Genomic DNA, 25,743 nt, shown 5'->3' with positions numbered 1-25,743 from the left:
AGCGCCAAAACGCACCCTACAAGCCAAGAAGCTGCGCGAGCTCCTTAACGGAATGGCAGGTTGCGACGGCGCCCGCCTCCTCGAGCTCGCCGGGGTACGCCGCGCCGGAATACAGGCCGATGCACGGGATCTCCCATTCGCGCGCGCCGATAACGTCATGCATGCGGTCGCCCACCATGACGGCATCGCGAGCGGGTACGCGCAGGGCCTGCAGGGCGCCTTCGATGGACTCCGCCTTTGAGTAGCGAACCCCGTGGACGCGGCCGATAACGGCCTCGAACTGCGTGAGGCCGAGAGAAGCGACCATCTCTTGAGCGGACGCCTCCATGCGCGAGGTTGCGACCGCCACCCTGCGACCAGAGGCCACAAGGCCATCCAGCAGCTCGCGCATGCCGGGCATCAACGGGAACTCGTCCGGAGTAACGGTGCGGGAGAATAGCTCGCGATACGCATCGGCGCATTCACGGGCCTCGTCTTTATCCATACCACATACCAGGGCAAAGCCATCTTCAAGGGGAGGGCCTATCATGCTGAGCATCTTGGAAGGATCGGGATCATAGCCGTGCTCGCGCATGGTCTGGATGGCGACGCGGAAGATGGCTGGCTGCGTATCGGCAACGGTGCCATCGAAATCAAAGAGCACCACCGGGTACTCGCTCAGCGGGCGAGGAGCCCTCGCCACGCGATTTGAATCGGACATTACTCCCCTTTCAGGCGCGCGCCAACCCTGATGGGACATGGCGGCGCGCAATAGAAAACTCGTAGCAGTCAAGCGATTCTACCCGCACAAAACGCAGCAAAGCACCTGCTGGCCATTTCTTGCCATGATTTTACGCGCGCATAAAAAGACCCCCGGGAGCCTATCCCGAGGGTCTTCTTGCGCATGATTGCTAGCGATAGCTAGGATGCAGGCTACTCGGCGTCGGCAGCCTCGGCCTCAGCCTCGTCGTCCTTCTTCTCGGAAGGAAGCGGGGTGACCTCGATCTCCACGCCGAGGGTCTCGGCAGCGGACTTCATGGACAGGGAGATGCGACGACGGTCGAGGTCGATCTCCATGACCTTCACCTGGACGGTGTCGCCCACGTGGGTAACCTGGCTGGGCTGGTCAACGTGCTTGTTAGCCATCTCGGAGATGTGGACCAGGCCCTCGATGCCCTCACCAAGGTCAACGAACGCGCCGAAGGGCACGAGCTTGGTGACGGTACCCTCGACGATAGCGCCCACGGGGTACTTCTTGACGAGTGCGCGCCACGGATCCTCGGTGGTCTGCTTGAGACCAAGGGAGATGCGCTCGCGGTTGAGGTCGACATCCAGAACCTCGACCTCGACCTCCTGGCCGACCTTGACGACCTCGGAGGGGTGGTTGACGTGGTTCCAGGAGAGCTCGGAGATGTGGATCAGGCCGTCGATGCCGCCCAGGTCCACGAAGGCGCCGAAGTCCACGATGGAGGAAACGGTGCCCTTGAGGCGCATGCCGCTCTTGAGCTTGGAGAGGATCTCGGAGCGCTCGGCCTTGCGGGACTCCTCGAGAACCACGCGGCGGGAAAGAACGACGTTGTTGCGGTTGCGATCCATCTCGATGACGCGGGCCTCGATGGAGGTGCCCATGTAGGAGGTGAGGTCCTTCACGCGGCGAAGGTCGACCAGGGAAGCGGGCAGGAAGCCGCGCAGGCCGATGTCGAGGATAAGACCACCCTTGACGACCTCGATAACCTCGCCCTCGACGTTCTCGCCGGCGTTGAACTTCTCCTCGATGCGGTTCCAAGCACGCTCGTACTCGGCACGCTTCTTGGAGAGAACCAGACGGCCGTCCTTGTCCTCCTTCTGGAGAACCAGGGCCTCGATGGGATCGCCCAGGGAGACGATGTCTGCAGGGTTAGCGTCCTTGCGGATGGAGAGCTCGCGGACGGGAATGACGCCCTCGGACTTGAATCCGATGTCAACGAGCACCTCGTCATGCTCGATCTTGACGACAGTGCCGTTAACGAGATCGCCCTCATCGAAATCGGTGATGGTACCGTCGATAAGGCTGTTCATCTCCTCCTCGTTGACATCGTCGAGGGAGAAGATGGACGAGTTCTGAATCTCACTCAAAGGTGGACCCCTTTCGAACTACGGGGCCCCGATTGCTAGGACCTGCAGATGAACGCCTGCGGGGACGAGCGCCCTGGCGCATTTGCTCACTGTTTGGAACATACTCGGGGGCCGACAGATACGTATGTGAAGCGTTTGCATTCACGTTCATCTAGGATACGAGGATTCGACCACATTTTCAAGCGTAATGCACGAGTTTTACGCGGGCGGTTCAAAAAACATCTATGACTTTTGTTAGCTATTTCCACCTTGTTAACGCGCACCGCCCCGCCTCCCCTCGATCGGGGGCGCCTGGGCCCCGCCGTCAAAACCTTATAAAACCGTAAGGGGACATCGCTCGCGTTAGCCCCTACCATACTGGGTACACATGACGTATTGACCAGCCGCAGTCGCCCCTGTCGGCGCCAAAGGGAGGTACCCGTGCTCAAAGCCGTGGTTTTCGATATGGATGATACGCTGCTCAGCATCAACCTGAGCGCTTTCATTGCCGTCTTCGCACGCGACGAGGCGGCGCTGCTGGCGGACATCGCCCGCAAGAGCCCGCTTTCCATGTTCGCGACGTTTGGCGCCGCGCTCTACGCCCTCAACAACGGAGAGCGCAACGATGATGACACCAACCTGGCATTCTTCCAAAAGCAGATCGAGCGCAGGTGCGGCGTTCCGCTGTGCGACCCCGTCATAGCAGATGTGCTTACCTATTACGAGCGCGAGATTCTGCCCGGCAAAAACGACGGCATCATAAACGCCCGCCCCCGCGAGGGCGCGCGCGAGGCTATCGACGCCGTCGCCTCGCGCGGACTTCGCTGCGCGCTGCTCACCAACCCCAGCTTCAGCCGCGCGTGCATCGAGTGCCGCATGGGCTGGGGCGACATGCTCGATATGCCCTTTGAGCTGGTCACCACCATGGAAAACAGCACGCGCTGCAAGCCCACGGCAGACTATTACCTTGCCAGCATCGCCAAGATGGGCCTTGAGCCCCAAGAGGTCCTTATGGTCGGCAACGACCCCCGCCGCGACTTCCCCTCGCCCGACTGCGGCATACAAACCGCTTATGTTGGCAACGGCACGCCCGTGCGCGCCACCTGGGCCGGCTCCATGGCCAAGTTCGCCGACAGCTTCAACGAGATCGAGGAGCGCTTCTACGAGCGCCGGGAGCAGGCGGCCGCAGCCAACGCCCACGCATCCAACGTCTAGTCAGGCAGCGCTCAAGAAGCGGCCTTTCGATCGCGATCGCGCTCTCCCCCACTGCTCCCCCGCTAAAAGCACGGGCCCGGCACCTCAAGGCTTATCCCCTTTGGTGCCGGGCCCGTTCACCCACCGAGTCCTTGGACGAGGGTGTTGCATGAAGACGGCGCGCGCCTATGCATCGACCTCGGTCTTGCCAATCATGATGTTCAAGATCTCAACGTCGGTATCCTTCATACCAACACGGCCCACGTAGCCCATAGCGGCGATGGTCTCCTCAACGGTGTCCTGCACCACGCCCTCGCCCGCGCGGAAACCGCGATCCGCCAGCGCCATATCGCACCCCAGGATGGCAGCGTCGACGGCGGCGGAGATCTTGGCGGCGCAGCTCGCCTTGGCGCCATCGCACACGATGCCGCCCACATTACCCAGCGTGTTCACCACGGTCGCGCCAATCTGCTCGCGGCTACCTCCGCGCATCCAGGCTATGGCCGCGCCCGCGCCGCACGCCGCGCACACCACGCCGCAAAACGCCGAGAGCGCTCCGATATAGCTCTTGGTGTGGATGGCGACCAGGTCCGCCAGCGCCAGGGCCCGCAGGGTGCGCTCGCGGTCGATACCCAGATCCTCTGCATAGGTGAACACCGGCATGGCGCAGGTGATGCCCTGGTTGCCGGACCCGCAGACAATGGTGACCGGCAAAGCGCAGCCGCTCATGCGGGCATCCGACCCAGCGGCGGCGCGAGCGCGGGCACGGCAGGCAACATCGTCGCCGCGCGTGGCGAGCAGCGTGCGGCCAACCTCGGCGCCCCAAGCGTTGGCCAGACCCTCGTCCGAGATGTCCTTGTTAAGGGTAAGCTGGCGCTCCAAAGCCTCTCTCGCGAACGAAATGTCACCGGACTCGGCAAAGTCCAAAATGACGTCCATCGAGAGCCCGCCCAAGGGGCGAGAAAGCTCAGCCTCCCGCTTCTGCTCCCCATCTTGCGGAGTTGCGGCGGCCATGAGCGCGCAGGTACCAGAGCACGCATCCACCACGTCGCCGCCACGCGCCGCCGGGCACAGCTGCGTCGCCGGCACGCCGTCGCGCATGCAGCGGACCACATTGGTGTGGTGTTCGGAAATAGCAACCTCGGCAACATGGCCCAAAGCCCTAGCATGAACCTCTATATATAAGTTGGGCACGCCCTCGACCAGCTCAACATCGCAATAATCCGGTTTGGCAAGCAGCTCGCGAGCATGGGCGCGATCGGCATCCGTCACGGTCTCCAGCACCTCGAGCGCCGCCGCGGCGTTTCCGCCCACGGCACCCAGCACCGCCGCCGCCTCAACACCGCGCATGCCGTCGGAGTTGGGCACGGTCACGCTCTTGACGTTTTTGATGATGTTGCCCGAGCACTCAATCTCGAGCGTCTCCGGCTCGCACCCCAGCACCAAGCGGGCAAGCGCCGCCGCATATGCCACGGCGATGGGTTCGGTGCAGCCCAGCGCACAGATGAGCTCGCTGTTCAGCAGATCGCACAGGGCCTCATCGCGCTGGCGCTCGTCCATCTGGTTGATATCGTTCTCTACGGTGTTGTCTGCCACGACGACCTCCTCGCTTGTAAGCAGTTCGGTCACTATTGTACGAGTTTCATCCAGAATGTATAAAATCGCCCCGCTACCGAATCGGGCAGCGGGGCGATTATCCTAGCCAAAGAATCGCTTGATCTCTATCTCCGCGTTCTCAACGCTATCGGAACCGTGGATAACGTTGGAGCTCGTCTCAAGGGCAAAGTCCGCGCGGATAGTGCCCGGCGCCGCTTTGAGCGGGTCGGTCGCCCCCATGAGCGCACGAAGCTTTGCCACCGCGTTAGGGCCGCTCAGGACCATCTTGACCACGGGACCGCCGGTCATAAAGTCTACGATCCTGCCAAAGAACGGCTCTGCAGCCAGGTGCGCATAGTGCTCCTCTGCAAGGGAACGCGTGAGCTCGCACATCTCCATGCGCTCGATTACCAGACCGGAGGCCTCGATCCTATCGATGATGCGGCCCATCTTGCGATCGCGCACGGCGTCCGGCTTAAGCATGCAAAACGTCTTTTCAACTGCCATGGGTCTCTCCTGTGTATTGGGATTAGAAGCGTGGACAGAAATCCTCGTCCCCTTATACCCACCTTTTCGGTAGGCGTTCATTGAGAAGTGCAGACATCTCGTCCCTCACCCCCCGCCTTCGCACACAACCACGCGACCGCAAGTGCGGGAGAGGGTTGATATAGAAATTGCTCGTACTGAGATGATATTTTTTCTCCGTGGGAATACTGCTTAACAAGCGTCGCAGATCGGCAATCTGTCGCCGCAGCTTCAACCCATCTCGCAAAGGAGGACGTCATGGCTCAATCACGCGCTCGCAATCTCTGCATCGCCGCGGTGGCTTGCATCGCCGTCTTGGCAGGAGGCTCGCTCTTGCTCAAAACGCCCTCCCCCACGCCCTCCGGCACCGATTCCGCCCAGCAGACACGAGGCACCGATGCTAATTTGCCCGAACCCCTTCTTGTCCAAGAACTAACGGAGGCGGACCCAAGTTACAGTTTGGACGATGCCGCAGCGCGAGCAGGTCTCATTGTCACCGGAACAATCGTCAGCGAAGGAGCCTCGCTGCTGGTTAAGCCCGTGCATGAAGATGCAGACCCGCGCTTTTTCACCGACCGCACGTTCAAGGTCGATAGCGTCCTTAAGGGCTCGCCTGCATATACAAAAGGCAAGGAGACATAACGCTTCGCACCCCAGGCGGACGAGGAACATACGTTGAGATGCTCAACAACTCCGCCCCAGAGCTAAACCAGGGCGACAGCTACCTGCTCTTCCTCTATTCCATTCCAGATGGATCCTCATACAACACCGAAGGAGACCACTATTACATTCTGGGCTGCTCCTCGGGCGCGTGGAAGCAAGCTGGGGAGGGCGACGCGTACGTTAACCCAAGCGAGCTTGAGGACAATCGCAACGTCACGACAGATGACGTCACCACCGCGGTCAAGAAACTGCCCCCTAACGGGGACGAGGATTCAAACAGCGGAGCGCAGGCGGCCATTGAGCAGATTGAACAGGATTATCAAAACGGAAGCCTAAGCGATGAGGCGTACCGCGATTACCTGGAGATCGCACAGAAAGAAGCTTCGTCCTTCGCAACCGTGCTCACAGGCGACGAAGCCCTAGCGGCAGAAGAAGAGATGCTGGGAGCAAGCGGCATCGAGATACCGGCGACTTCGTAGAAGCGCACGTAAACGTGATATAAAGAGTCATAAATGGTCAGAGCATAGCCACGACTTTTGGAGCAGCACAATGAAGCGAAAAGCAACCAAACGGATCATAGCGATAGCCTGCGTAATCGGCATCGCAGGCCTCACGCTCTTCTCCATTGTCTGCATCCATCAATACAATCTCGCTCGCGATGGCCTAGCCAACGGCTTCGATCCAAATGGCCAGTTCACTATTAGATTGGCCAAAGGCGGCTTCGAAGACTATGCCGGTCCGTCTCATTTCAAATGCTACGGCGACCCCGAAGAAGAGGGCGGGCAGGGGTTTAGCTATTCCCTTATGGAAATAGACAGCGAGGGCCATGAAGACTACGCCAGTTCTGGCACGGCAGTTGCGGGAAGCGTCCCCAACCTGTATTACCTGTACCCGCTAGATTACTCATATCCGTCGGGAGGCTCGCCAGAAGAGACTGAACCCTCTGGTGAGTTCTACGTGCTCTATAACCACATGGGATTCGACGGGCATGAAGGAGCCGTCTACATCCGTTTCGAGGGAAAAGAAGCAGTGCTCTACAGATAGCCCCGGCAGGCCGCAAGGCGCGCCTTAGAGACAAGGGGAATGACAGCGTCGCATCCTCCCTCAGTCGTAATAGCGCGCTCACCCTTCTGCGTGAATGAAAAAGGGCGCGCCCGCACACAAGGGCGCACCCATAAGAAGTAAAACAAACGCTACGCGCCCTGCCCCATGGGGACAATGTAGGGCAATCCTTCCAGGTAGGCCTCGTCCGCGGTGTAGGACGCACGGACCAGGCGCATCTGCTCGGCAACCGCCGTGGGCGCGGTGCCGCCCTGCGTGGTGCGCGCCGCGACGATGGCGTCGATGTCCAAAGCAGAGGTGATATCCGCGCCAAACAGCGGGCTCGCCTCCTTGAAGACCTCAAGCGGCAGATCGTCCAGCTGGCAACCGCGCTTGTCGCACTCCAACACCAGATGGCCCACCACGGCGTGCGCCTCGCGAAACGGCATACCGCGCTTGGCCAGGTAGTCGGCCACGTCGGTCGCGGCAAGGTGGCCCACCTTGCAGGCGGCGCGCATAGCGTCCGCGTTGACGGTCATGGTCGAGATCATGCCGGACATGACGGAAAGGCACTGGGCAAGCGTGTGGGCGGAGTCCAGGGCGCCCTCCTTGTCCTCCTGCAGGTCCTTGTTGTAGGCCAGCGGCAGGCCCTTGCAGGTAACCAGCAGCTGGACCAGGTTGCCGTAGACACGGCCGGTCTTGCCGCGGATAAGCTCGGCGAAATCGGGGTTCTTCTTCTGCGGCATGATAGAAGAGCCGGTGGAGAAGGAATCTGACAGCGTGATGAAGCCGAACTCGGAGCTGCTCCACAGCACGATCTCCTCGGCCAGGCGCGAAAGGTGCATGGCCATGGTCGAGCAGGCGAAGTGCAAATCGAGCAGGAAGTCACGGTCGGACACGGCGTCGAGCGAGTTGGGGATGATCTGCTTGAAGCCCATGGCGTGGGCGGACGCCACGCGGTCGAGCGGATAAGTGGTGCCGGCAAGCGCGGCGGCGCCCAGCGGCGAGGCGTCTGCGGCTTCGAACGCGGCGACTATGCGCTTGTAGTCGCGCGTGAACATCCAGTAATACGCCAGAAGATGATGCGAGAACAGCACGGGCTGAGCATGCTGCAGGTGCGTCATGCCGGGAAGTATCGCCTTCTTATTCGCCTCTGCTGCCTCCACCAGAACGTGGCGAAGGTTGAGGTTCGCCTCCATAAGGTCCTTGGTCAAGGCCTTCACGGCAAGGCGGGTATCGGTCGCTACCTGATCGTTGCGAGAGCGACCGGTATGCAGGCGCTTGCCAGCCTCGCCGATGCGCCGCGTAAGCTCGCTTTCGATCGCCATGTGAATGTCCTCGTCGTTGATGTCGAAGACAAAGTCGCCGGCGTCTATCTGGGCCTCGATCTGGTCAAGGCCCTCCGCTATAGCCTGGGCATCCGAGTCGCTAATGATGCCCTGCTTGGCCAGCATACCGGCGTGCGCCTTAGATCCGGCGATATCCTGTTTGTAGAGGTGCTTGTCGACCGGCAGCGACGCGCCAAACTCCTGCGTGGAAGTAGCTACGCCGCCTTCGAACCTTCCGCCCCACAATGCCATGACCTCAACCCTTTCTCATTCTCCGGCCTTGCCGGATGTACGGCAACGGGGCCGTCGCGAAGGCGGCCCCGCTAAAAACTAGCAATACCCAAGTGCAACCAGCTGCGTGTGAGCGCCATGGTGGTTCGCCCAGCCCTTCAGCGTGTAGTCGCCCCAGGCCCTTTCCGCGCTCTGGGCACGGTCCAGCTCCATCTCGCGGACCAGAGTCTTGGGACCCTGCTCGCGCGCCCACTCTTTAAGCGTGTAGGGAATATGGGAGACCTTCTCCTGGTTAACGTTGAATGCGAACATGGCTCCCCCTTAGTAGTTGACGGCCTGGTCGCACGCGGGGCAGGTGCCGGAGACAACGTCGAGCTTTACGGACGAGGCCTCCTGCTGCTGGGCAACCTGGGACTTCTTGATCGCCCAGGTCTTGAGGGACAGGGCCTGGATGTCGATGAAGCCCTTGGCGGCCTTCTGGTCAAAGGCGTCGTCGTTGTCATAGGTGGCCAGGTTCTGGTCATACAGAGCGCAGGCGCTCTTGCGGCCGGCGACCACGCAGGAACCCTTATAGAACTTGAGCTTGATGGTGCCGCTCACCATATCCTGGGCGCTGGCCATGAAGGCGTCGATAGCCTGCTTGTAGGGAGAGAACCAGCGGCCGTTGTAGACCTGGTCCGCCCATGCCTGCTCAAGGCTCAGCTTGGCGTGCAGCACGTCGCGCTCCAGGCACAGGTCCTCAAGCGCCTTATGGGCGGCGATAAGGGCGAGACCGGCGGGAACCTCGTAGCACTCGCGGGACTTCAAGCCCACGTAGCGGTTCTCGATCATGTCGATGCGGCCGTAGCCGTTCTCGCCGGCGATCCTGTTCATCTTCTCGATAAGCTCGACCATGCCCATCTTCTCGCCATCCAGGCTGCAGGGAATACCCTTCTCAAAACCAACCTCGACGTAGGTGGGGGTGTCCGGGGCCTCAGCGGGGTCGACGGTCATGGTCCAGATGTCCGCCGGCGGCTCGTTCCAGGGATCCTCGAGAACGCCCGCCTCGATGGCGCGGCCCCACAGGTTGTCATCGATGGAATAGGGAGCCTCGGTGGTCACGGGCACCGGCACGCCGCGCTTCTTGGCGTAGGCGATCTCGTCCGGACGCATGCCCAAATCCCACTCGCGAACAGGGGCGATAACCTTGAGGAAGGGATCGAGCGTCATAATGGAGGTCTCGAAGCGGACCTGGTCGTTACCCTTGCCGGTGCAGCCGTGGGCAATGCAGGTGGCACCGTACTTGTGGGCGGCCTGGACCAGATGGGCGGAGATCAGCGGACGAGACAGGGCGGAGAGCAGCGGGTACTTGTTCTCATACATGGCGTTGGCGGCGATGGCGCAAGAGACGTACTGATCCACAAACTCCTGGCGCATGTCGACAACCTCGCAGGCGACAACGCCCAGGGACAGGGCCTTTTCCTTGATCTTCTCAAGGCCGTCATGCTCCTGGCCAACGTTGCCCAGAACGGCGATGACGTCGAGGTTCATTTCCTCCTGCAGCCACTTGACGCAGACAGAGGTGTCCAGACCGCCGGAATACGCGAGTACAACTTTCTCCTTGCTCATGGGAATCGTCCTTTCGACTTCGCAGGCCCCCCGCCTGCTGTGTTACGTACACGTCTTGCCCTCACCCTGCTTATTGAGGATGCGGCGTTGTGGGACGAGCCTACTGGAGCCCTATAGGGATATGGATGTTGCAACATTTCCCGCAAGCATGCGCGCGCACTACGGCAGCAGCCGGCATGTAAGCTTACGAGAGAAGAACCCCCGGCGAACTCAGTTAGACTCTGCGGAGGTCATCTTGGCGTGCTGGCCGCAACCTCCATGCAAACAGAGACAACGTTATCGTCGTCGGGAAATTGCACGCTGGCGTCGTGCGGCGCTGTCGGCAGCATTCTGGCTGGGCAGGATGGCGCACATCGCCATGCCCTCATATGTAGCCAGTGCCGTGTTCACTCGTCCGCTCCTTGCCTAAAAGACGTCGCAATTACCAAATCGCAAATGGTTGGTACTTTTCGATAAACGGTCAATTCGTCAACCAATTCGCGTTGTCGCTATATTACGCTAAAGCAGACGAGATGCAAGATGCATTCTTTTTTGTTTCTATTTCTTTTCACGTATGGGGGAACTATGAAAAGCTATTTGGAAGATCAGAACCTCGCGAGCATCAAGATCGTCGCCACGGATATGGACCTCACCTTACTCCATGATGACAAATCCATGCCCGTGGGAATCGCCGAGCGCATCGACGCCCTCTACGAGCGCGGCATCCTGTTTTGCGCGGCAAGCGGACGCCCCGCGCCGGCGCTTCGCCTCTCGTTCCCCAGCAACCACGCACGCATGGCGATGGTCTGCGACAACGGAGCCAACGTCTATGTGAACGACAATCCCATCTATAAAGACAAAATGGATGTGGAATTGTACCGGTCGGTCCTTACACGCGTTGTGGAATCAGGCGAAGGCGTGCCCGTTCTCTGCGCGTACGACGAGGCATACGCCCTTGCCCGCGACTACGAGCACCACAGCGAAGTCAGCATCTACTACAAGGCGATCAACTACCTGGAGAGCTTCGAGGGCTTGGACGTTGATGCCAACAAGGTCTCGGTCTACTATCCCACGTGGAACAGCAAAGAGCAGTTCGATACCATCTACCAGCCAGAATTTGGTGACAAGCTCTATGTGACCTGCGCGGGAGCCGAGTGGATCGACTTCATGAACATCGGTATCGACAAGGGCTCGGGTATGCGTCGCCTCGCCGAGCACGCAGGAGTGGACCTGGCAGACATCGCCGCCTTTGGCGATACCTATAACGACATCCCCATGCTGGACATTGTTGGCCACAGCTACGTTATGGGCAACGCTGCCGAGCACATGCATGATCACGGCATGTTCCTGGCGCCCAGCAACATGGAAGAGGGCGTGCTGACCGTTCTCGACCGCATCATCGAGGCGGTCCCGGTCAAGTAGGCGCCGGGCCGCGGGCCGCCGAGCCCGTCCTGCGCCCGCCGGCCGCGGCAACCATGGCAACCAGGCTGGACGGAGCCGAAAGCGTCGCTGGCCCCACCCTGCGTCCGCGTGTATTACAGAATGCCGTTTTGAACGTCTAAAATGGCACGATTTAATACCCCGTTTCACATCGGTATTGGATCGTGCCACTTTTTCTGAAAAAAGTGGCACAGGATAATACCGATTTCGATTCCGGTATTAGAAAGAACCATTTCGGACGCCTATAACGGCCCGTTTCAATACATGTATTAAAACGAACTACTTTGGCCACTTTGAAATCGGCCCACTTCGTCGAAAACTGCGGGATGCCGTCGCGCACACTGCCGCGCGCTGCCACGCTCCCGCACAAGCCCGTGCGCAGCCACACAACACCCAAAGAGATGCAAGAAGCGGGAGGTCCCCTTCCCCTGGAGTATTTCGCGAAGCGCATACTCCAGGGGAAGGGGACCTCCCGCCCCACGTATTACTTACCGGGTGCTACTTGGCGTCCGCCCAGGTCTCGCCCGTAGAGGCCTCGGCAATCAGCGGCACGCGCAGCTTCACCACGTTCTCCATCTCGTCGCGAACCAAAGCGGTGAGCTTCTCGACCTCGTCCAGAGGGCATTCGAAATCAAGTTCGTCATGCACCTGCAGGACCATGCGGCTGGCCATGCCCTCATCGCGCAAGCGCGCGGCCACGCGAATCATCGCGATCTTGATGATGTCCGCAGCAGATCCCTGCATAGGGTGGTTCATAGCGGTGCGCTCGCCAAAACCGCGCTGCACGGGATTCTTCATCTTGAGCTCGGGGATGGGGCGGCGACGGCCGAACATGGTCACGGCATAACCGGTCGCCTTGGCATCGGCGATGGTCTGGTCAAGATAGGCGCGCACGCCGGGGTACGCGTCGAAGTAGCGATCGATCATCTCGCGCGCCTCGCCCATGGGAATATCGAGCGTCTGCGACAGGCCGTACGCCTGCTGGCCGTAGACGATACCGAAGTTGACCGCCTTGGCACGGCTTCGCAGCGCAGGAGTCACCTGGTCCACCGGCACGCCAAAGACGCGCGCGGCGGTCTCGGCGTGGAAGTCCTCGCCCTCGTTGAAAGCCGCCACCAGATGCTCGTCACCGGAAAGGTGCGCCAGCAGCCGCAGCTCGATCTGCGAGTAGTCAACCGCCAGCAGCACGGAGCCCTCGCCCGCGGAGAACGCCGTCTTCACCGTGCGCCCCAACTCGGAACGGGTAGGAATGTTCTGCAGGTTGGGGCTGGACGAGGACAGGCGGCCCGTCGCGGTGATGGTTTGGTTGTAGGTGGTGTGCACGCGGCCGTCTAAACGGCGCAGCGGGCCCAGGGCATCCAAGTAGGTGGACTTGATCTTGGTCTTCTCGCGGTACTCCAACACCAGGCGGACAAACTCGTTGTCGCGGGCGAACTCGTCCAAAACCTTGGCGTTGGTGGAGTAGTAACCGCGCTGCGTTTTCTTGAGGCCCTTGGTGGGCAGGCCCATCACGTCGAACAAGATGTGCGAGAGCTGCATGGGGCTGGAGATGTTGAAGGTCTCGTCGCCGGCGAGCTCGCGAATGCGCGCGGCCAGAGCGTCGATCTGCCCGCCAAGCTGGTCGGACAAAGCCTTCAGGCGATCGGGATCCACCAGCATGCCGGCGCGCTCCATGCCAGCGAGCACCGGAACAAGCGGCATCTCTATCTGGGTGAAGACGTCGATGTCGCTATCGCGCTCCATCGCCGCTTGCAGCGCCTCGCGCACCGCGACCGACACCGCCGCGTAGCGCGCGGCCGCCGTAGGCGCGTCCTCGGCGGCACCGTCCTCCCCGCGCGCGGCGGGCAGGCCGGAGGAAAGGTAGGTATCCGCCAGATAGGCTGCGTCGAACTCGGAGCGGATGGAGTCGAGCAGGTAGGCGGCGACCGTGGTATCGAAGACGCGATCGGAGTCCACGTCCAGCGGATCCATCAGCTCCGGCTCCGTCGAGTCGATGGGCGACAGCTGGTGGATGAGCGCCTTGACGTCCGGCGAGCAGACAAGGGCGCGCGTGAACAGGTGGACGAGCACGCCGTTGATAAGGCCGCGCGACGCGTCAACACCATTCTTGTCGGCAGCGTCGACGCAGGCAGCGCACGCACCCGCGGTCTGCGGCTCCTCGAAACAGACCATGCCGGAGGCGGTGGCCACCCACAGCGCGCGCGTCATGCCAAAGAGCGCGTCCTCATCCTTGTCATCGTCCAAGGTGACGCCGAGCCACTCGCCCGCCTCGATGGCGCGGGCGACCTCCTCCAGAGCCTCGGAAACGCCCTCGCCCGTCTCTGCGTGCGCGACCGCGACCACGCGGGGCATCTCGAACGCCGGGGCAGCGTCCGCCGCCGCGGCAGCGCCCTCGCCAAGCAGCGCCAGGAAGCGGTTCTGCATGGCCATGATGCCCAGCTCGCCCAGACCCTCGCCCACGGACTGCGCGTCGTAGGCGGGAAACGCGAGCGTATCGAAATCCATCTCGATGGGGGCGTCCGTGCGAATACGCGCCACCTCGCGCGAGAGCAGGGCGTCTTCGATGTGGGCGCGCAGGTTCTCGCCCATCTTGCCCTTGACCTCGTCCGCATGGGCGATGACCTCGTCCAAACTGCCGTACTGGGCGATCAGCGCGCTCGCCTTTTTGGGACCGATGCCCGGCACGCCGGGAATATTGTCCGAGCTATCGCCTTTGAGGCCGTAGAAGTCCGGCACCAGCTGGGGCGTGATGCCATGGTAGAGGTCGTCCACGCTCTCCGGCGTCATAATCGCGATGTCAGAGAGGCCCTTGCGGGTGGAAACCACGTTGATATGGTCGGTGACCAGCTGGTACATATCGCGGTCACCGGTGATGAGCAGCATGTCGCAACCGGCGGCCTCGCCGCGGCGCGCGAGCGTGCCCAAGATGTCGTCGCCTTCCCAGCCCTCTGCCTCCACAATGGGCACGCGGATGGCCTCGAGCAGCTTCTTGACCATGGGAAACTGCTGGCGCAAGTCATTGTCCATGGGCGGGCGCTGCGCCTTGTACTGCGGCAGCATCTCCATGCGCACGGCGGGACGGCCCTTGTCGAACGCGCAGATCACGCCGTCCGGGTCAAAGGCGTCGACCATCTTGAGGAACATGTTGAGAAAGCCGAAGACGGCGTTGGTGGGGCGCCCGTCCGGAGCATTCATGGTAGGCGGCACGGCATGGAACGCGCGGTGCATCAGCGAGTTGCCGTCGATGACGGCCACCACGCGGCGGCGGGGCGCGGATGCGGTGGACGAGGAGACATCGGTCGAAACGTCGGTCATAAGACCCTCCTTAGTATCTTTTTGCTGAGCACCAGTCTACGCGAGCGGCACCCTTGGCGCCATATCCCACAGCGCCCTCCCCTACTCTTCCGCAAGCGAAGCGAATACGCCCGCCGCGGTAGAAAGCACAAAGGCTCCGCGTCCACGTGATACCATGGCATGCGGTAACACAACCTGCGTAGAACGAAAGGAACGTCATGGAACGACCCAACGCATGGAAGAAATATGACGAGGCGGCGCTTGCCGAGCTCGACGATCTCTGCGAGCGCTACCGCGCCTTCATCAGCGACAACAAGACCGAGCGCGAGTGCGTGACCTCATCCATCAAGCTGGCCGAGGCCGCCGGCTACACCAACCTGGCCGATGCCGTCGAGCAGGGCCGCGAGCTCAAGGCGGGCGACAAGGTCTACGCCGTCAGCCACAACAAGACCCTTATGCTTGTCAACCTGGGCAGCCGCCCCATGGAGCAGGGCATGAACATCCTGGGCGCCCACATCGACTCCCCGCGCCTGGACCTCAAGCAGAACCCGCTCTACGAGGCCGGCGACATGGCCTACCTGGACACCCATTACTACGGCGGCGTCAAGGCCTACCACTGGGTCGCCACCCCGCTGGCGCTTCACGGCGTCATCTGCAAGAAGGACGGCACCACCGTCGACGTCGTGGTGGGCGAGGATGCGACCGATCCCGTCTTCTGCATCTCCGACCTCCTGATCCACCTGGCGAGCGACCAGATGGAGAAGCCCGCCGGCAAGGCGGTCGAGCATGAGAACCTCGATGTCATCGTCGCCGGCCGCCCCGTGGTGATCGATGGGGACGAAGAGGCCAAGGAGCCCGTCAAGCAGATGTTCCTCAACCTCATCAAGGAGAAGTACGACGTCGAGGAGGAGGACTTCCTCTCCGCCGAGATAGAGGTCGTGCCCGCCGGCCCCGCCCGCGACATGGGCCTGGACCGCTCCATGATTCTGGGCCACGGCCAGGACGACCGCGTCTGCGCCTACACCTCCCTGCTCGCCCAGCTCGACGTGCCCCAGGTCGAGACCACCAGTGTCACCCTGCTGGTCGACAAGGAGGAGATCGGCTCCGTGGGCGCCTCCGGCATGACCAGCCGCTTCTTCGAGAACACCGTCGCCGAGATCATGGCGCTGGCCGGCGAGGACTCCCCGCTGGCGCTTCGCCGCGCGCTCGCCAACTCCCGCATGCTCAGCTCCGACGTCTCCGCCGGCTTCGACCACCTCTACGCCGACCGCTTCGAGAAGAAGAACGCCGCCATCATGGGTCACGGCCTGTGCTTCAACAAGTACACCGGCGCACGCGGCAAGAGCGGCTCCAACGATGCCGACGCCGAGTACTTCGCGCTGATCCGCGACATCATGGACGAGGCGGGCGTCGACTACCAGACCTGCGAGCTCGGTCGCATCGGTGCGGGCGGCGGCGGCACCATCGCCTATATCCTGGCCGAGTACGGCATGGACGTCATCGACTCCGGCGTGGCGGTCATCTCCATGCACGCGCTTTGGGAGGCCACCAACAAGGCGGACGTCTTCGAGGCCTACAAGGGCTATAAGGCCTTTATCGCCCGCGCCTAGCGCCGCGCAAGCGCCACGGGGACGGCCCCGCAAGGAGTCGTCCGACGCAACGAATACGGCCCGACCCCTGCACCGGCAACGCATCCGGTCTGCGGGTCGGGCCGTTTTATCTTTGAACGAGTTCTTCTGGAAAAATAGCCGCCAAGCGCGGCGCGCTTAATACCCGGCAGCCTCCGCCACGCGCTCGCGCGGCAGATGCGCGCCGGACGCGCCCACCACCGCAGATGCCACGCGGTTCGCGCGCATCAGGGCGCCCTCGATCGACTCGCCGCGGTGCCGCGCGCTCATCAGCGCGCCAATATGAGAATCGCCCGCGCCGATGGTGTCCACCACCGTCGCCGCCACGCCCGGCACCACGCCGCGGCGCTCGCCGGTATCGAAATAGCAGCCATCCGGCCCCATGGTAGCGAAAACGGTGTTGCCCACGCGCTTCTGCAGCACGGCGACCGCCCGCACCACCGCCTGGTCGACGCCGGACGCGTCCCCGTCCGCCGCGTCCCCATCCATTGCGCCGCCACGCGCGAACGCATCCGCCTCACCCGTAAGGCGCGCGGCAGCTACGCATGCCTCATCCGCATTCATATGCAACTGGGGGTGCAAATCGTAGATGCGCTCCACCAGGTCCATGGGCAGCGATTCGGGACGAGGCCCCGGAGTAAAGTACAGCTGCTTGCCCGCGCATGCTCGCTCCAAGAACTCGACCACCAACGAACCGGTGGGGTCCTCGATCTCAAGGCCACACGAATACACCGCGTCGACCTCGTCCATATCAAGCGCATCGAACCACGCGGACTCATAGTGATAATCCGCCCCGTGGTACGCGATGAACGTGCGCTCGCCGCCGGGCTCCACAAAGCAATAGCAGCAGCCGTTTTCCATCTGCGGGTTCTCTACCAGCACGGGCACGCCCTCCGCGGCAAGGCCCTTGCGTACAAAGTCGCCAAACGCGCCCGTGCCAACGGGGCTAAACAGCAGCGCGGGCTCGCCCAGGGCGTGCGCCACAGAAAACGCGTTGAATGCGCATCCGCCCAGCATGGTCTTCTGCCCGTAGACAATAACGTCTTGCGCGGTCCGCGGCAGACGGTCCACGTTGATCACCACGTCCGCGCAGGTGACCCCTACAAACAGCATCTTTCCCACGGTGCCTCCTCGCACGCGCCGCCCGCCGACGGCGAAATCCAATCACGGTCTGCATGGTACCATCCAAAGGCACTGCCCAGCCATTACGCAAATCTCGTGCGAAACGGATACAAGCCCATGCTGCAAGTCATCATCTCCCCTGCCAAGCAGATGCGCGTCTGCGCAAGCGCCTTCGCCGCGCAGGGCATCCCGCCCTACCCCCAGCGCACTGCCACGCTGCACCAGCACCTTTTGCAAATCGAGCATCAAGACGGCAAGGACGCGCTCCAGGCGCTTTGGTCGGTCAGCGACAGGCTGCTGCAGCAAAACCTCGACCGCCTGCACGCATTCGAACCCCTTATGGACGCCGGCGACCTCAACAATCCCGAACTCGCCCGCCTGGTCTCGCCCGCCGCGTTCTCCTACGTGGGCATTCAATACCAAAGCATGGCGCCAGAGGTCCTGGACCAAGAGTCGCTCGCATGGCTGCAAAGCCACCTGTGGATTCTCTCCGGCCTGTACGGGTGCGTGCGACCCTTTGACGCCGTGCAGCCCTATCGCCTTGAAATGGGCGCCAAGCTGGCCGCAGACGGCGCCAAGAACCTCTACGCCTTCTGGGGAGATGCGCTTGCCCGGGCCGTCTGCGGTTATATGGACGATGAAACCCCGCCGCAAACCGGCGCGGCGGCGCACGCGGGCACATGCGTGGTCAACCTTGCCAGCGTGGAGTACGCAAAGGCGGTGCTTCCCCATCTGGACCAGAGCTCGCGCTGCATCACCTGCATCTTTGGCGAGGACCTGCGGGCGGGCAAGCCCGTGCAGCGCTCCACCGCCAGCAAGACCGCCCGCGGCTCCATGGTCCGCTGGATGGCGGAGAACCGCATAGAGGACCCGGCGGATCTAACCCGTTTCAACGTGGGCTATGCCTTCTCGCCCCAGCTCTCGTCCAACTACTCGCCCACAGCAAACGCGGGCGGCAGCCAAACGCTGGTATTCATGAAGAGCTAAGCCAACGGATCCATGAGTCCGCGCCCGCCATGAATATAAAGGGCCCCGCCTTCCCCATCTACATCTCTGGGAAGGCGGGGCCCTATGCTTGGCATCTTTGTCTCTAGGGCGCCTTACAGATACTTGCGCCAGTCGTCCTCGTCCTCTTCCACCACGGGCTTTACCTCCACCACGGGCGTTGCGTACGCCTGGGGGTTCTTGTTCGGGAACATTGCGAACGCATGGGCGAACTTGGGCAGGTTCTCGTCAAAACGGCCCTTGGGCACGGCAAAGACCACCTGCTTGGCCACGTGCGCGCCAAGGCCGAGCTCTTCGCGGAACATCTCCGCCACCACGCTTGCATCCCAGCCAAACACGCCGCAACCAAAGGCGCCCAAAACCAGCTTCTCATGGCCCAGCTCGTCGGCAAGGGAAAGGGCGAAGCGGATGCGCTCGCGCATGGCGCGCTCCAAGGCCTCCTTGTCCACGTTATACTCCTCGCGGGCGCGGCGGGCGTTGGGAGCCGCCACCACCAGCACGTCGGCATATGCGTGCACGCGGTCGCGGCCAAAGCGCACGGCGGGCACCACCAGGGCACGGTTCTTGTACAGGTTGCAGTTGATGTTGCGGCGGCGGTTCTCAACGTACCAATCCTCTTTGCGCTTAAGCACGTTGTAGAGATAAGACTCCATGCACAGCGACTCCTCCTGCGCCACGGAACCGCGGATATAGCCGCCGCCCGGCGACGTAAAGGATGCAAAGTCCAGCACCGCCATATCGCAGAACTGGGCGCGGCCGCGGCCGTTCTCCAAAATCGCGGTCACGGCGTCTTGGTCTATAACGGCGACGGACGGCACGCAGCCCTCCACCTCCACCTTGGGCGAGCCGTCTACCGTGCGCAGCCCGGCGAATGACCGCTCGATATCCTTGGCGTACGCGCCCTCCATATCCTTGGTGTGCAGCTCGTTCTTGCGGGCGCGCTCCGCCTTGCGATTGTCGCGCTCACCGGAACGGCCCGCGCGCGAGCGGCTCGTATCAGAACGATTGTTACCAAATGCCATGGGATAGCCTCCTTCATGCCTTTACTCGCGCGGACCTACGCCGTAAACGCGCATATCCGCCACTGCAGTCCATGGTACCCGTGAACGCCGTGCGAGATGCCAACGTTTTAACCAGATGCATGCATGCGCGTCCCGGGCGTACAATGCCAAAAAGAGGCACTCGCCACCCCAACACGTTAGGAGCGCATATGGATCGAACCCGCGAGCAAGCGGACAAGGATCTTGTTGTCCTAGAAAGCGTTGGCTCGACCAATGAGGAGCTCATGTCCCGGGCGCGCGCAGGGGCCCCGCACGGCATGGCTATCAGGGCGCGCACGCAAACCGCGGGTCGCGGGCGGCGAGCGCACAACTGGGCGTCCCCAGACGGCGGGCTATACCTCTCCATCCTCTTGAGGCCCGCCCTTGCGCCGACGCAGCTTCCCGGCATTCCCGTAGCTTGCGGCCTGGGCGTGGTCCGCGCGCTTGAATCTTTGGGCTGTGCCGACCTCGCCCTTAAATGGCCCAACGACGTCATCACGCCCGCGGGCAAGCTGGGCGGCATCCTGGTCGAGGCCGTGCAGACGACCCAGGGTATGGCCGCCGTATGCGGTTGCGGCATCAACTTCTCCCTACCAGACGCCGGCGCCCGGACCAAGGGAGCCCTGCCCATCACGTGCCTGGCAGACGCGCTGTCACCCTGCTGCACCATGCCGGACATCGACCACGCCGCCAAGACCATCCGCTCGCACGTGCTTGAAACCTATGAGTCTTGGGCACGCGTCGTTGCACGCGAAGGCGAGGGAGCCCCTCCCCTTTTTGGCATTGTCGAGGATTACAACCGTCTAGTCGCATACAGCAACGAGAAGGTCAAGGTCCTTTCCCCCCAGCACGAACTTCTTGGCACGGGAACGCTTAACGGCATCGACCCCTGGGGCCGCGCGATAGTGGTGGACCAAGACGGCAAGACGCTCGCGCTTGACTCCGCCCATGTGTCGCTTAGGCCCCTGGCCTGCGATTAAGCACATCATTTGCCCCGCACGACCCAGGATCGCGCCAAAAGATCGGGCTGCGAAGCGAGCCAAAAAAAATCAGCAATCGACTGGTCTGCACGTTTGCAGGCCAGTCGATTTTTTTACAGATGTCTCGTAAACCGTTGCCCGTTTCAACCCATCACTTTGACCGATTTTTTCGTCCCGCGTATCTGCGAAGAGGGCATAGTGGTAGCCATGCGTTTGAGTATCACTGGACAAGACAACCAAGGAGTGAGTGAAATGATCAGGACGATACTTAAAGATCTTGGAATCAACTCTGAGAAGGTCAACGTCGATTGGTCCCCGGCAAAGCTTACCGAGTACGCAGTCAAGGCAGGCGAGGGCGTTCTCACCAACACCGGCTCTTTGATGTGCGAGACCGGCAAGTACACCGGCCGCAGCCCCCAGAACCGCTACATCGTCGACGCCCCCAAGGCGCACGAGAACGTGAACTGGAACAGCCCCCAGAACCGCCCCATCGACGTCGAGACCTACGAGCGCCTCTATAACAACGTCGCCGCCTACCTCTCTGATCGCGAGGTCTTTGTTGTCCGCGCCTTTGCCGGCGCCGACCGCGCCTACGCCCGAAAAGTCCTTGTTGTTTGCGAGCGCGCCAGCCAGGCGCTTTTTATTAGCCAGCTGCTAGTTCGTCCCACCAAGGACGAGCTGAGCAACTTCGGCCGTCCGGACATCACGGTCTTCGCGGCCCCCGGCTACTCCACCAGCAAGGAAGTCGACGGCGTGGACGGCGACGCTGCGGTCATGCTCAACTTCGACACCAAGGGCATCATCGTCGCCGGCACCGGGTATTCCGGCGAGATCAAGAAAGGCGTCTTCACGACCATGAGCTATCTGCTCCCCGTCGAGGACGGCGTTCTCTCCATGCACTGCTCGGCCAACGTCGACCCCGCCACCGGCAAGACCGCCGTGCTCTTCGGCCTGTCCGGCACCGGCAAAACCACCCTGTCCGCCGACCCCAACCGTCGCCTGATCGGTGACGACGAGCACGGATGGAGCCCCCGCGGCATCTTCAACATCGAGGGCGGCTGCTACGCCAAGTGCATCGACCTCACCCGTGAGCGCGAGCCCGAGATCTTCGATGCCATCAAGTTTGGGTGCGTTACCGAGAACCTGGTTCTCGATCCGGAGACCAGCGAGCCCGATTACTCCGACGGCTCCATCACCGAGAACACCCGCGCCGGCTACCCGCTGACCCATATCCCCAGCGCCGTCGAGCCCAGCGTGGGCGAGACCCCCAGCGTCATCTTGTTCCTCACCGCAGACGCCTACGGCGTGCTGCCCCCCATCTCGCGCCTGGACCGCACCGAGGCCATGTTCCACTTCCTGACCGGCTACACCTCCAAGGTCGCCGGCACCGAGGTCGGCATCGTCGAGCCCCAACCCACGTTCTCCGCGCTGTTCGGCGAGCCTTTCATGCCGCTGGACCACATGGTTTACGCCTATCTGCTGGGCGAGAAGATCGCCAAGCACAACACCCGCGTCTACCTGGTCAACACCGGCTGGACCGGCGGCCCCTACGGTGTGGGCCACCGCATCGCCCTCTCCCACACCCGCGCCCTGGTGCGCGCTGCCATGGACGGCTCGCTTGATTACGCCGGCTATCGCCATGACGACGTCTTCGATGTCGACGTTCCGCGCGAGTGCCTGGGCGTACCGTCCGACCTGCTGGAGCCCCGCAAGACCTGGGAGGATCCCGAGGCCTACGACGAGGCTGCCGCCAAGCTCGCTAAGCTCTTCAAGGAGAACTTCGAGAAGCGCTACCCCGGCACCTCGCTCGAGGACCTTACCACGCTGAAGCGCTAGCGCAATCAAGCACGCCCCACAAGCCCCCCTTCAGCCCGCTTGCCGTCCGTGCAGGCGGGCTCTTTTCATGGCCCGGCGTTAGCTCCAGCGGCACAAAGACGCCCGCCCACCGCACGGGCATGCGATGGACGGGCGTTTACAAGAAAACCAATATAACTGCCGGCTGCCAAGATCCTAGCAGTCGATGGAGACGCTGACCTCCTGGACGGGGACGTCGTAGAACGGGTCCTCGCGGCGGCCGAGGAAGTCGCGCGCCTGCTCGGGGAACAGGGCGTAGGAAAGCACGTCCTCCTCGCTGCGGGCGTACTGCGAGATCTCCTCGCGCAGCTTGGGCATCTGAGGCTCGATCAAGTCGGCGGGACGGCAGGTGATAACCTCGTCGTCGCCGATGATCTTCTCGCGGATCTCCTTGGAGATGCTCACCGGCGGGCGTCCGTACATACCGTGGACGTAGTCGCGAATCTCTGACGGCACGATCTTATAGCGCTCGCCGGAAATGACGTTCATCATCGCCTGGGTACCCACCATCTGCGACAGCGGGGTGACCAGCGGCGGATATCCCATATCGGCGCGCACGCGGGGGACCTCCGCCAAAACCTCGCCGTAACGGTCCTCGATATGCATCTCCTTCAGCTGGTTGAGCAGGTTGGAGAGCATGCCGCCGGGAACCTTGTAGAGCAGGGCCTTGGGGTCGACGCCCAGCACCTTGGGATTAAGGACGCCGGATGCCAGGAAGCCGTCGCGCACGGGCAGCAGCGCCTTGGCGACCTCCTCCATGGGGCCCAAGTCAAGGCCCGTGTTATAGCCCAGGCCCTCAAGCGCGATGGCCATGGACTCGGAGCACGGCTGGCTGGTGCCTTCGGCAAGCGGGGACATACAGGTGTCGATGATGTCGGCGCCCGCTTCGACGGCCTTGAGGAGCGTCATCTGGGCGATGCCGGCCGTACCGTGCGTATGCAGCTCGAGCGGCAGGCTGGTAGCGTTCTTGATCTCTGAAACAAGCTCGTAGGCGACGTCCGGCGTGAGGACGCCCGCCATGTCCTTGATGCAGATGGAGTCCGCACCGGAGCGCTCCATCTCGTTCACCAGGGATACGAAATAGCGGATGGTGTGGACCTCGCTGGTGGTGTAGCAAATCGCAGCCTGCACCTCGCCGCCGGCCTCCTTGGCAGCGCGAATCGAGGTGGTAAGGTTTCGCGTGTCGTTGAGCGCGTCGAAGATGCGCAGGACATCGATGCCGTTCTCAACAGACTTCTTCACAAAGGACTCGACGATATCGTCCGCATAATTGTGATAGCCCAGAAGGTTCTGGCCGCGCAGCAGCATCTGCAACTTGGTGTTCTTCACATGGGAGCGAATGGTGCGCAGGCGCTCCCAGGGATCCTCGTCCAAAAAGCGCAGGCACGAATCGAACGTCGCGCCGCCCCAAACCTCAAGCGACTCGTAGCCGCAGCTATCGAGGGTTTCCAAAATGGGAACCATATCCTCGATGGGCATGCGCGTCGCGATCTGGCTCTGCTGGCCGTCGCGCAGGATGGTCTCCATAAAGCGAATCTTATGTGCCATGGGATGAGTCGCACCTCCTATCTATATAGAGTATCGAACGTAAACGAACGGAATAGCCTTAAGCGTCCTTTTTGGGCGGGAACATCTTGGAAAGAGCCATGGACACCAGGTAGATGATGAGCATGACAACAAAGATGCCGCCCCAGCCAAGAACCAGAATCTGGAAAGCTGTTGCGAGGTCGCCGGAAAACAGTTCAGCCATCTCAAACCTCCCTTAAAGCAAAAGGCCAAGGACCAGGCCGCCGGCAACAACCGATGCGATCTGGCCGGCAACGTTGGCGCCGGCAGCCTGCATGAGGATGAAGTTCTGGGGATCTTCCTCAGTAGCGAGCTTCTGGATGACGCGGGAGCTCATGGGGAAGGCGGAGATGCCCGAGGCGCCGATCATGGGGTTGATCTTCTCCTTGCGGAACAGGTTGAGCAGCTTGGCGAACATGACGCCGCCCACGGAGTCCATGACAAAGCCCAGAAGACCCAGGCCCATTACCAGCAGGGTGTCGAACTGGAGGAAGTCGGTATAGACCATCTTCACCGAGACGCACAGGCCCAGCAGGATGGAAACCAGGTTGACCAGCTCGTTTTGAGCGGAGACGGACAGGCGGTCGAGCACGCCGCACTCGCGCAGCAGGTTACCGAACATAAGGAAACCGACCAGCGGCAAGGATACCGGGGCGATGAGGCCGGCGACCACGCAGATGATGATCGGGAAGAGGATCTTCGCCGTCTGCGATACCTCGCCCGGCTTGTACTTCATGCGGATCCGGCGCTCTTTTTTAGTGGTAACGGCCTTGATGGCGATAGGCTGGATGATGGGGACCAGCGCCATGTAGGAGTAGGCCGCGACCATGATGGCGCCCATATATTTTGATCCCAGCGAATTCGCTACAAAGATAGATGTAGGTCCGTCCGCCGCGGCGATGATGCCGATCGAGGCGGCGTCGGCGATATCGAAGCCGGCGAGCACCGCCACGATGATGACAAAGAAGATGCCGAACTGGGCGGCTGCGCCAAAGAGCAGCAGGAACGGGTTAGACAACAGCGGACCGAAGTCGATCATGGCACCGATACCGATGAAGAGCAGAAGCGGAAACAGCTCGGTCTCGATACCGGCCTCGAACAGGACCTGAAACGGACCGGCCTCGCCGCCGGTCATGAGAACGCCCGTGTTGGGAATGTTCACAAGGATGGTGCCCAGGCCCATGGGGACGAGCAGCGTGGGCTCGTACTCCTTCTTGATGCCCAGATACATAAGGATGGCGCCGATAAGCATCATGACGATGCGGCCCGGCTCGGCGCCGAGGCCGATAACTCCTTCAATCAACGTTTCCAATGGTCACGCCTCTTTTCAAGTAGAAGATGGACGGAACGGCGCTAGGCGATGCTGAACAGCTCGTCGCCAGGGTTGACCATATCGCCCTTGGATACGCCGATGGAAGCGATGACGCCGTCGACCTCGGCGACGATCTCGGACTCCATCTTCATCGCCTCGAGAACCATGACGGGCTGGTTGGCCTTGACCGGGTCGCCGACGTTGAGATGGATATCCAAGATGGTGCCGGGCATGGGAGCACCCTGCACGTGAGCGCCGGCGGGA

The 25,743-nt window shown here is 62.0% G+C and carries 23 protein-coding genes; 9 read left to right on the top strand and 14 right to left on the bottom strand.

Going from position 1 to position 25,743, the window contains the following annotated elements:
* Positions 1 to 16: 16 nt before the first annotated feature.
* Both HMPREF9452_RS08215 and rpsA read right to left on the bottom strand, forming a co-directional pair.
* Positions 17 to 700, bottom strand: a complete 684-nt coding sequence (locus tag HMPREF9452_RS08215; protein WP_009141677.1) for an HAD hydrolase-like protein — start codon at positions 698 to 700, stop codon at positions 17 to 19.
* A gap of 212 nt (positions 701 to 912) precedes the next feature.
* Positions 913 to 2,094, bottom strand: coding sequence for a 30S ribosomal protein S1 (gene rpsA / locus HMPREF9452_RS08210; RefSeq protein WP_009141676.1), 1,182 nt, complete (start codon positions 2,092 to 2,094; stop codon positions 913 to 915).
* A gap of 420 nt (positions 2,095 to 2,514) precedes the next feature.
* On the opposite strand from rpsA, the gene HMPREF9452_RS08205 reads away from it, so the two are divergent.
* A complete protein-coding gene (locus tag HMPREF9452_RS08205) occupies positions 2,515 to 3,288 on the top strand; it encodes an HAD family hydrolase (RefSeq protein WP_009141675.1) in 774 nt (257 codons plus the stop codon).
* 165 nt (positions 3,289 to 3,453) lie between these two features.
* Here HMPREF9452_RS08205 and HMPREF9452_RS08200 read toward each other — a convergent pair whose 3' ends face one another.
* The gene (locus tag HMPREF9452_RS08200) at positions 3,454 to 4,863 is read right to left on the bottom strand and encodes an L-cysteine desulfidase family protein (RefSeq protein ID WP_009141674.1); all 1,410 of its coding nucleotides are present in this window, start codon (positions 4,861 to 4,863) and stop codon (positions 3,454 to 3,456) included.
* Between the two features lie 102 nt (positions 4,864 to 4,965).
* On the bottom strand, positions 4,966 to 5,370 hold the full coding sequence (gene ndk, locus HMPREF9452_RS08195; RefSeq protein ID WP_009141673.1) for a nucleoside-diphosphate kinase: 405 nt from the start codon (positions 5,368 to 5,370) through the stop codon (positions 4,966 to 4,968).
* A 276-nt stretch (positions 5,371 to 5,646) separates the two neighbouring features.
* Between ndk and HMPREF9452_RS08190 the strand changes: the two genes are divergently transcribed.
* The 3 genes from HMPREF9452_RS08190 (at position 5,647) to HMPREF9452_RS08180 (ending at position 7,095) form a co-directional block, all read left to right on the top strand.
* On the top strand, positions 5,647 to 6,030 hold the full coding sequence (locus HMPREF9452_RS08190) for a hypothetical protein (protein WP_009141672.1): 384 nt from the start codon (positions 5,647 to 5,649) through the stop codon (positions 6,028 to 6,030).
* A 38-nt stretch (positions 6,031 to 6,068) separates the two neighbouring features.
* Positions 6,069 to 6,530, top strand: a complete 462-nt coding sequence (locus HMPREF9452_RS08185; protein ID WP_009141671.1) for a hypothetical protein — start codon at positions 6,069 to 6,071, stop codon at positions 6,528 to 6,530.
* Between the two features lie 70 nt (positions 6,531 to 6,600).
* Positions 6,601 to 7,095, top strand: coding sequence for a hypothetical protein (locus tag HMPREF9452_RS08180; RefSeq protein ID WP_009141670.1), 495 nt, complete (start codon positions 6,601 to 6,603; stop codon positions 7,093 to 7,095).
* A gap of 149 nt (positions 7,096 to 7,244) precedes the next feature.
* On the opposite strand, the gene argH is transcribed toward HMPREF9452_RS08180, so the two are convergent.
* From argH to HMPREF9452_RS08165, 3 genes are all read right to left on the bottom strand, one after another.
* Complete coding sequence (gene argH, locus HMPREF9452_RS08175; protein WP_009141669.1) at positions 7,245 to 8,672, bottom strand: argininosuccinate lyase; 1,428 nt, start codon at positions 8,670 to 8,672, stop codon at positions 7,245 to 7,247.
* Positions 8,673 to 8,750: 78 nt separating this feature from the next.
* Positions 8,751 to 8,963: a hypothetical protein gene (locus HMPREF9452_RS08170; RefSeq protein WP_009141668.1), complete on the bottom strand. Its 213-nt coding sequence runs from the start codon at positions 8,961 to 8,963 to the stop codon at positions 8,751 to 8,753.
* 9 nt (positions 8,964 to 8,972) lie between these two features.
* A complete protein-coding gene (locus tag HMPREF9452_RS08165; RefSeq protein WP_009141667.1) occupies positions 8,973 to 10,259 on the bottom strand; it encodes an argininosuccinate synthase in 1,287 nt (428 codons plus the stop codon).
* A 564-nt stretch (positions 10,260 to 10,823) separates the two neighbouring features.
* Here HMPREF9452_RS08165 and HMPREF9452_RS08160 point away from each other — a divergent pair.
* On the top strand, positions 10,824 to 11,660 hold the full coding sequence (locus tag HMPREF9452_RS08160) for an HAD-IIB family hydrolase (RefSeq protein WP_009141666.1): 837 nt from the start codon (positions 10,824 to 10,826) through the stop codon (positions 11,658 to 11,660).
* A gap of 516 nt (positions 11,661 to 12,176) precedes the next feature.
* Here HMPREF9452_RS08160 and polA read toward each other — a convergent pair.
* A complete protein-coding gene (gene polA, locus HMPREF9452_RS08155) occupies positions 12,177 to 14,993 on the bottom strand; it encodes a DNA polymerase I (RefSeq protein ID WP_009141665.1) in 2,817 nt (938 codons plus the stop codon).
* Positions 14,994 to 15,190: 197 nt separating this feature from the next.
* Here polA and HMPREF9452_RS08150 point away from each other — a divergent pair, with 197 nt between their 5' ends.
* A complete protein-coding gene (locus tag HMPREF9452_RS08150; RefSeq protein ID WP_009141664.1) occupies positions 15,191 to 16,582 on the top strand; it encodes an aminopeptidase in 1,392 nt (463 codons plus the stop codon).
* A 156-nt stretch (positions 16,583 to 16,738) separates the two neighbouring features.
* Here the strand turns inward: HMPREF9452_RS08150 and HMPREF9452_RS08145 are convergent, their stop codons facing one another.
* On the bottom strand, positions 16,739 to 17,713 hold the full coding sequence (locus HMPREF9452_RS08145) for a PfkB family carbohydrate kinase (RefSeq protein WP_232205048.1): 975 nt from the start codon (positions 17,711 to 17,713) through the stop codon (positions 16,739 to 16,741).
* Between the two features lie 126 nt (positions 17,714 to 17,839).
* Here HMPREF9452_RS08145 and HMPREF9452_RS08140 point away from each other — a divergent pair, with 126 nt between their 5' ends.
* Positions 17,840 to 18,709 carry a YaaA family protein gene (locus HMPREF9452_RS08140; RefSeq protein WP_009141662.1) on the top strand — a complete coding sequence of 290 codons (870 nt, stop codon included), beginning with the start codon at positions 17,840 to 17,842 and terminating at the stop codon, positions 18,707 to 18,709.
* Positions 18,710 to 18,822: 113 nt separating this feature from the next.
* On the opposite strand, the gene HMPREF9452_RS08135 is transcribed toward HMPREF9452_RS08140, so the two are convergent.
* Entirely contained in the window at positions 18,823 to 19,749 is a 927-nt protein-coding gene (locus HMPREF9452_RS08135) for a TIGR02452 family protein (RefSeq protein ID WP_009141661.1), read from the bottom strand.
* Positions 19,750 to 19,937: 188 nt separating this feature from the next.
* Here HMPREF9452_RS08135 and HMPREF9452_RS08130 point away from each other — a divergent pair, with 188 nt between their 5' ends.
* Positions 19,938 to 20,747 (top strand): biotin--[acetyl-CoA-carboxylase] ligase, encoded by an 810-nt coding sequence (locus HMPREF9452_RS08130; protein ID WP_009141660.1) that lies wholly within the window; start codon positions 19,938 to 19,940, stop codon positions 20,745 to 20,747.
* Positions 20,748 to 20,999: 252 nt separating this feature from the next.
* Complete coding sequence (pckA, locus tag HMPREF9452_RS08125; protein ID WP_009141659.1) at positions 21,000 to 22,583, top strand: phosphoenolpyruvate carboxykinase (ATP); 1,584 nt, start codon at positions 21,000 to 21,002, stop codon at positions 22,581 to 22,583.
* Between the two features lie 174 nt (positions 22,584 to 22,757).
* Here pckA and HMPREF9452_RS08120 read toward each other — a convergent pair whose 3' ends face one another.
* From HMPREF9452_RS08120 to HMPREF9452_RS08110, 4 genes are all read right to left on the bottom strand, one after another.
* On the bottom strand, positions 22,758 to 24,149 hold the full coding sequence (locus HMPREF9452_RS08120) for an oxaloacetate decarboxylase subunit alpha (RefSeq protein WP_009141658.1): 1,392 nt from the start codon (positions 24,147 to 24,149) through the stop codon (positions 22,758 to 22,760).
* A 58-nt stretch (positions 24,150 to 24,207) separates the two neighbouring features.
* Entirely contained in the window at positions 24,208 to 24,351 is a 144-nt protein-coding gene (locus tag HMPREF9452_RS12010; protein ID WP_009141657.1) for an OadG-related small transporter subunit, read from the bottom strand.
* Between the two features lie 12 nt (positions 24,352 to 24,363).
* Positions 24,364 to 25,479, bottom strand: a complete 1,116-nt coding sequence (locus tag HMPREF9452_RS08115; RefSeq protein ID WP_009141656.1) for a sodium ion-translocating decarboxylase subunit beta — start codon at positions 25,477 to 25,479, stop codon at positions 24,364 to 24,366.
* A 41-nt stretch (positions 25,480 to 25,520) separates the two neighbouring features.
* Positions 25,521 to 25,743, bottom strand: a 223-nt coding sequence (locus HMPREF9452_RS08110; RefSeq protein ID WP_009141655.1) for a biotin/lipoyl-containing protein, incomplete at its 5' end; no start/stop codon positions are given.

The organism is Collinsella tanakaei YIT 12063 (genome assembly GCF_000225705.1).
Classification (GTDB): Bacteria; Actinomycetota; Coriobacteriia; order Coriobacteriales; family Coriobacteriaceae; genus Collinsella; species Collinsella tanakaei.
The sequence above is the reverse complement of the archived record's forward strand: the minus strand, read 5'-3'. Positions and strand labels throughout refer to the sequence as shown.

Bases quoted from the DNA above. Each gene is read 5' to 3' on its own strand.
- HMPREF9452_RS08120 (WP_009141658.1), bottom strand. From the start codon at position 24,149: ATGGCACATAAGATTCGCTTTATGGAGACCATCCTGCGCGACGGCCAG.
- HMPREF9452_RS08165 (WP_009141667.1), bottom strand. From the start codon at position 10,259: ATGAGCAAGGAGAAAGTTGTACTCGCGTATTCCGGCGGTCTGGACACC.
- HMPREF9452_RS08150 (WP_009141664.1), top strand. From the start codon at position 15,191: ATGGAACGACCCAACGCATGGAAGAAATATGACGAGGCGGCGCTTGCC.
- HMPREF9452_RS08170 (WP_009141668.1), bottom strand. From the start codon at position 8,963: ATGTTCGCATTCAACGTTAACCAGGAGAAGGTCTCCCATATTCCCTAC.
- pckA (WP_009141659.1), top strand. From the start codon at position 21,000: ATGATCAGGACGATACTTAAAGATCTTGGAATCAACTCTGAGAAGGTC.
- ndk (WP_009141673.1), bottom strand. From the start codon at position 5,370: ATGGCAGTTGAAAAGACGTTTTGCATGCTTAAGCCGGACGCCGTGCGC.
- HMPREF9452_RS08140 (WP_009141662.1), top strand. From the start codon at position 17,840: ATGCTGCAAGTCATCATCTCCCCTGCCAAGCAGATGCGCGTCTGCGCA.
- HMPREF9452_RS08145 (WP_232205048.1), bottom strand. From the start codon at position 17,713: ATGCTGTTTGTAGGGGTCACCTGCGCGGACGTGGTGATCAACGTGGAC.
- HMPREF9452_RS08185 (WP_009141671.1), top strand. From the start codon at position 6,069: ATGCTCAACAACTCCGCCCCAGAGCTAAACCAGGGCGACAGCTACCTG.
- HMPREF9452_RS08180 (WP_009141670.1), top strand. From the start codon at position 6,601: ATGAAGCGAAAAGCAACCAAACGGATCATAGCGATAGCCTGCGTAATC.
- HMPREF9452_RS08160 (WP_009141666.1), top strand. From the start codon at position 10,824: ATGAAAAGCTATTTGGAAGATCAGAACCTCGCGAGCATCAAGATCGTC.
- argH (WP_009141669.1), bottom strand. From the start codon at position 8,672: ATGGCATTGTGGGGCGGAAGGTTCGAAGGCGGCGTAGCTACTTCCACG.
- HMPREF9452_RS08130 (WP_009141660.1), top strand. From the start codon at position 19,938: ATGGATCGAACCCGCGAGCAAGCGGACAAGGATCTTGTTGTCCTAGAA.
- HMPREF9452_RS08190 (WP_009141672.1), top strand. From the start codon at position 5,647: ATGGCTCAATCACGCGCTCGCAATCTCTGCATCGCCGCGGTGGCTTGC.
- polA (WP_009141665.1), bottom strand. From the start codon at position 14,993: ATGACCGACGTTTCGACCGATGTCTCCTCGTCCACCGCATCCGCGCCC.
- HMPREF9452_RS12010 (WP_009141657.1), bottom strand. From the start codon at position 24,351: ATGGCTGAACTGTTTTCCGGCGACCTCGCAACAGCTTTCCAGATTCTG.
- HMPREF9452_RS08135 (WP_009141661.1), bottom strand. From the start codon at position 19,749: ATGGCATTTGGTAACAATCGTTCTGATACGAGCCGCTCGCGCGCGGGC.
- HMPREF9452_RS08215 (WP_009141677.1), bottom strand. From the start codon at position 700: ATGTCCGATTCAAATCGCGTGGCGAGGGCTCCTCGCCCGCTGAGCGAG.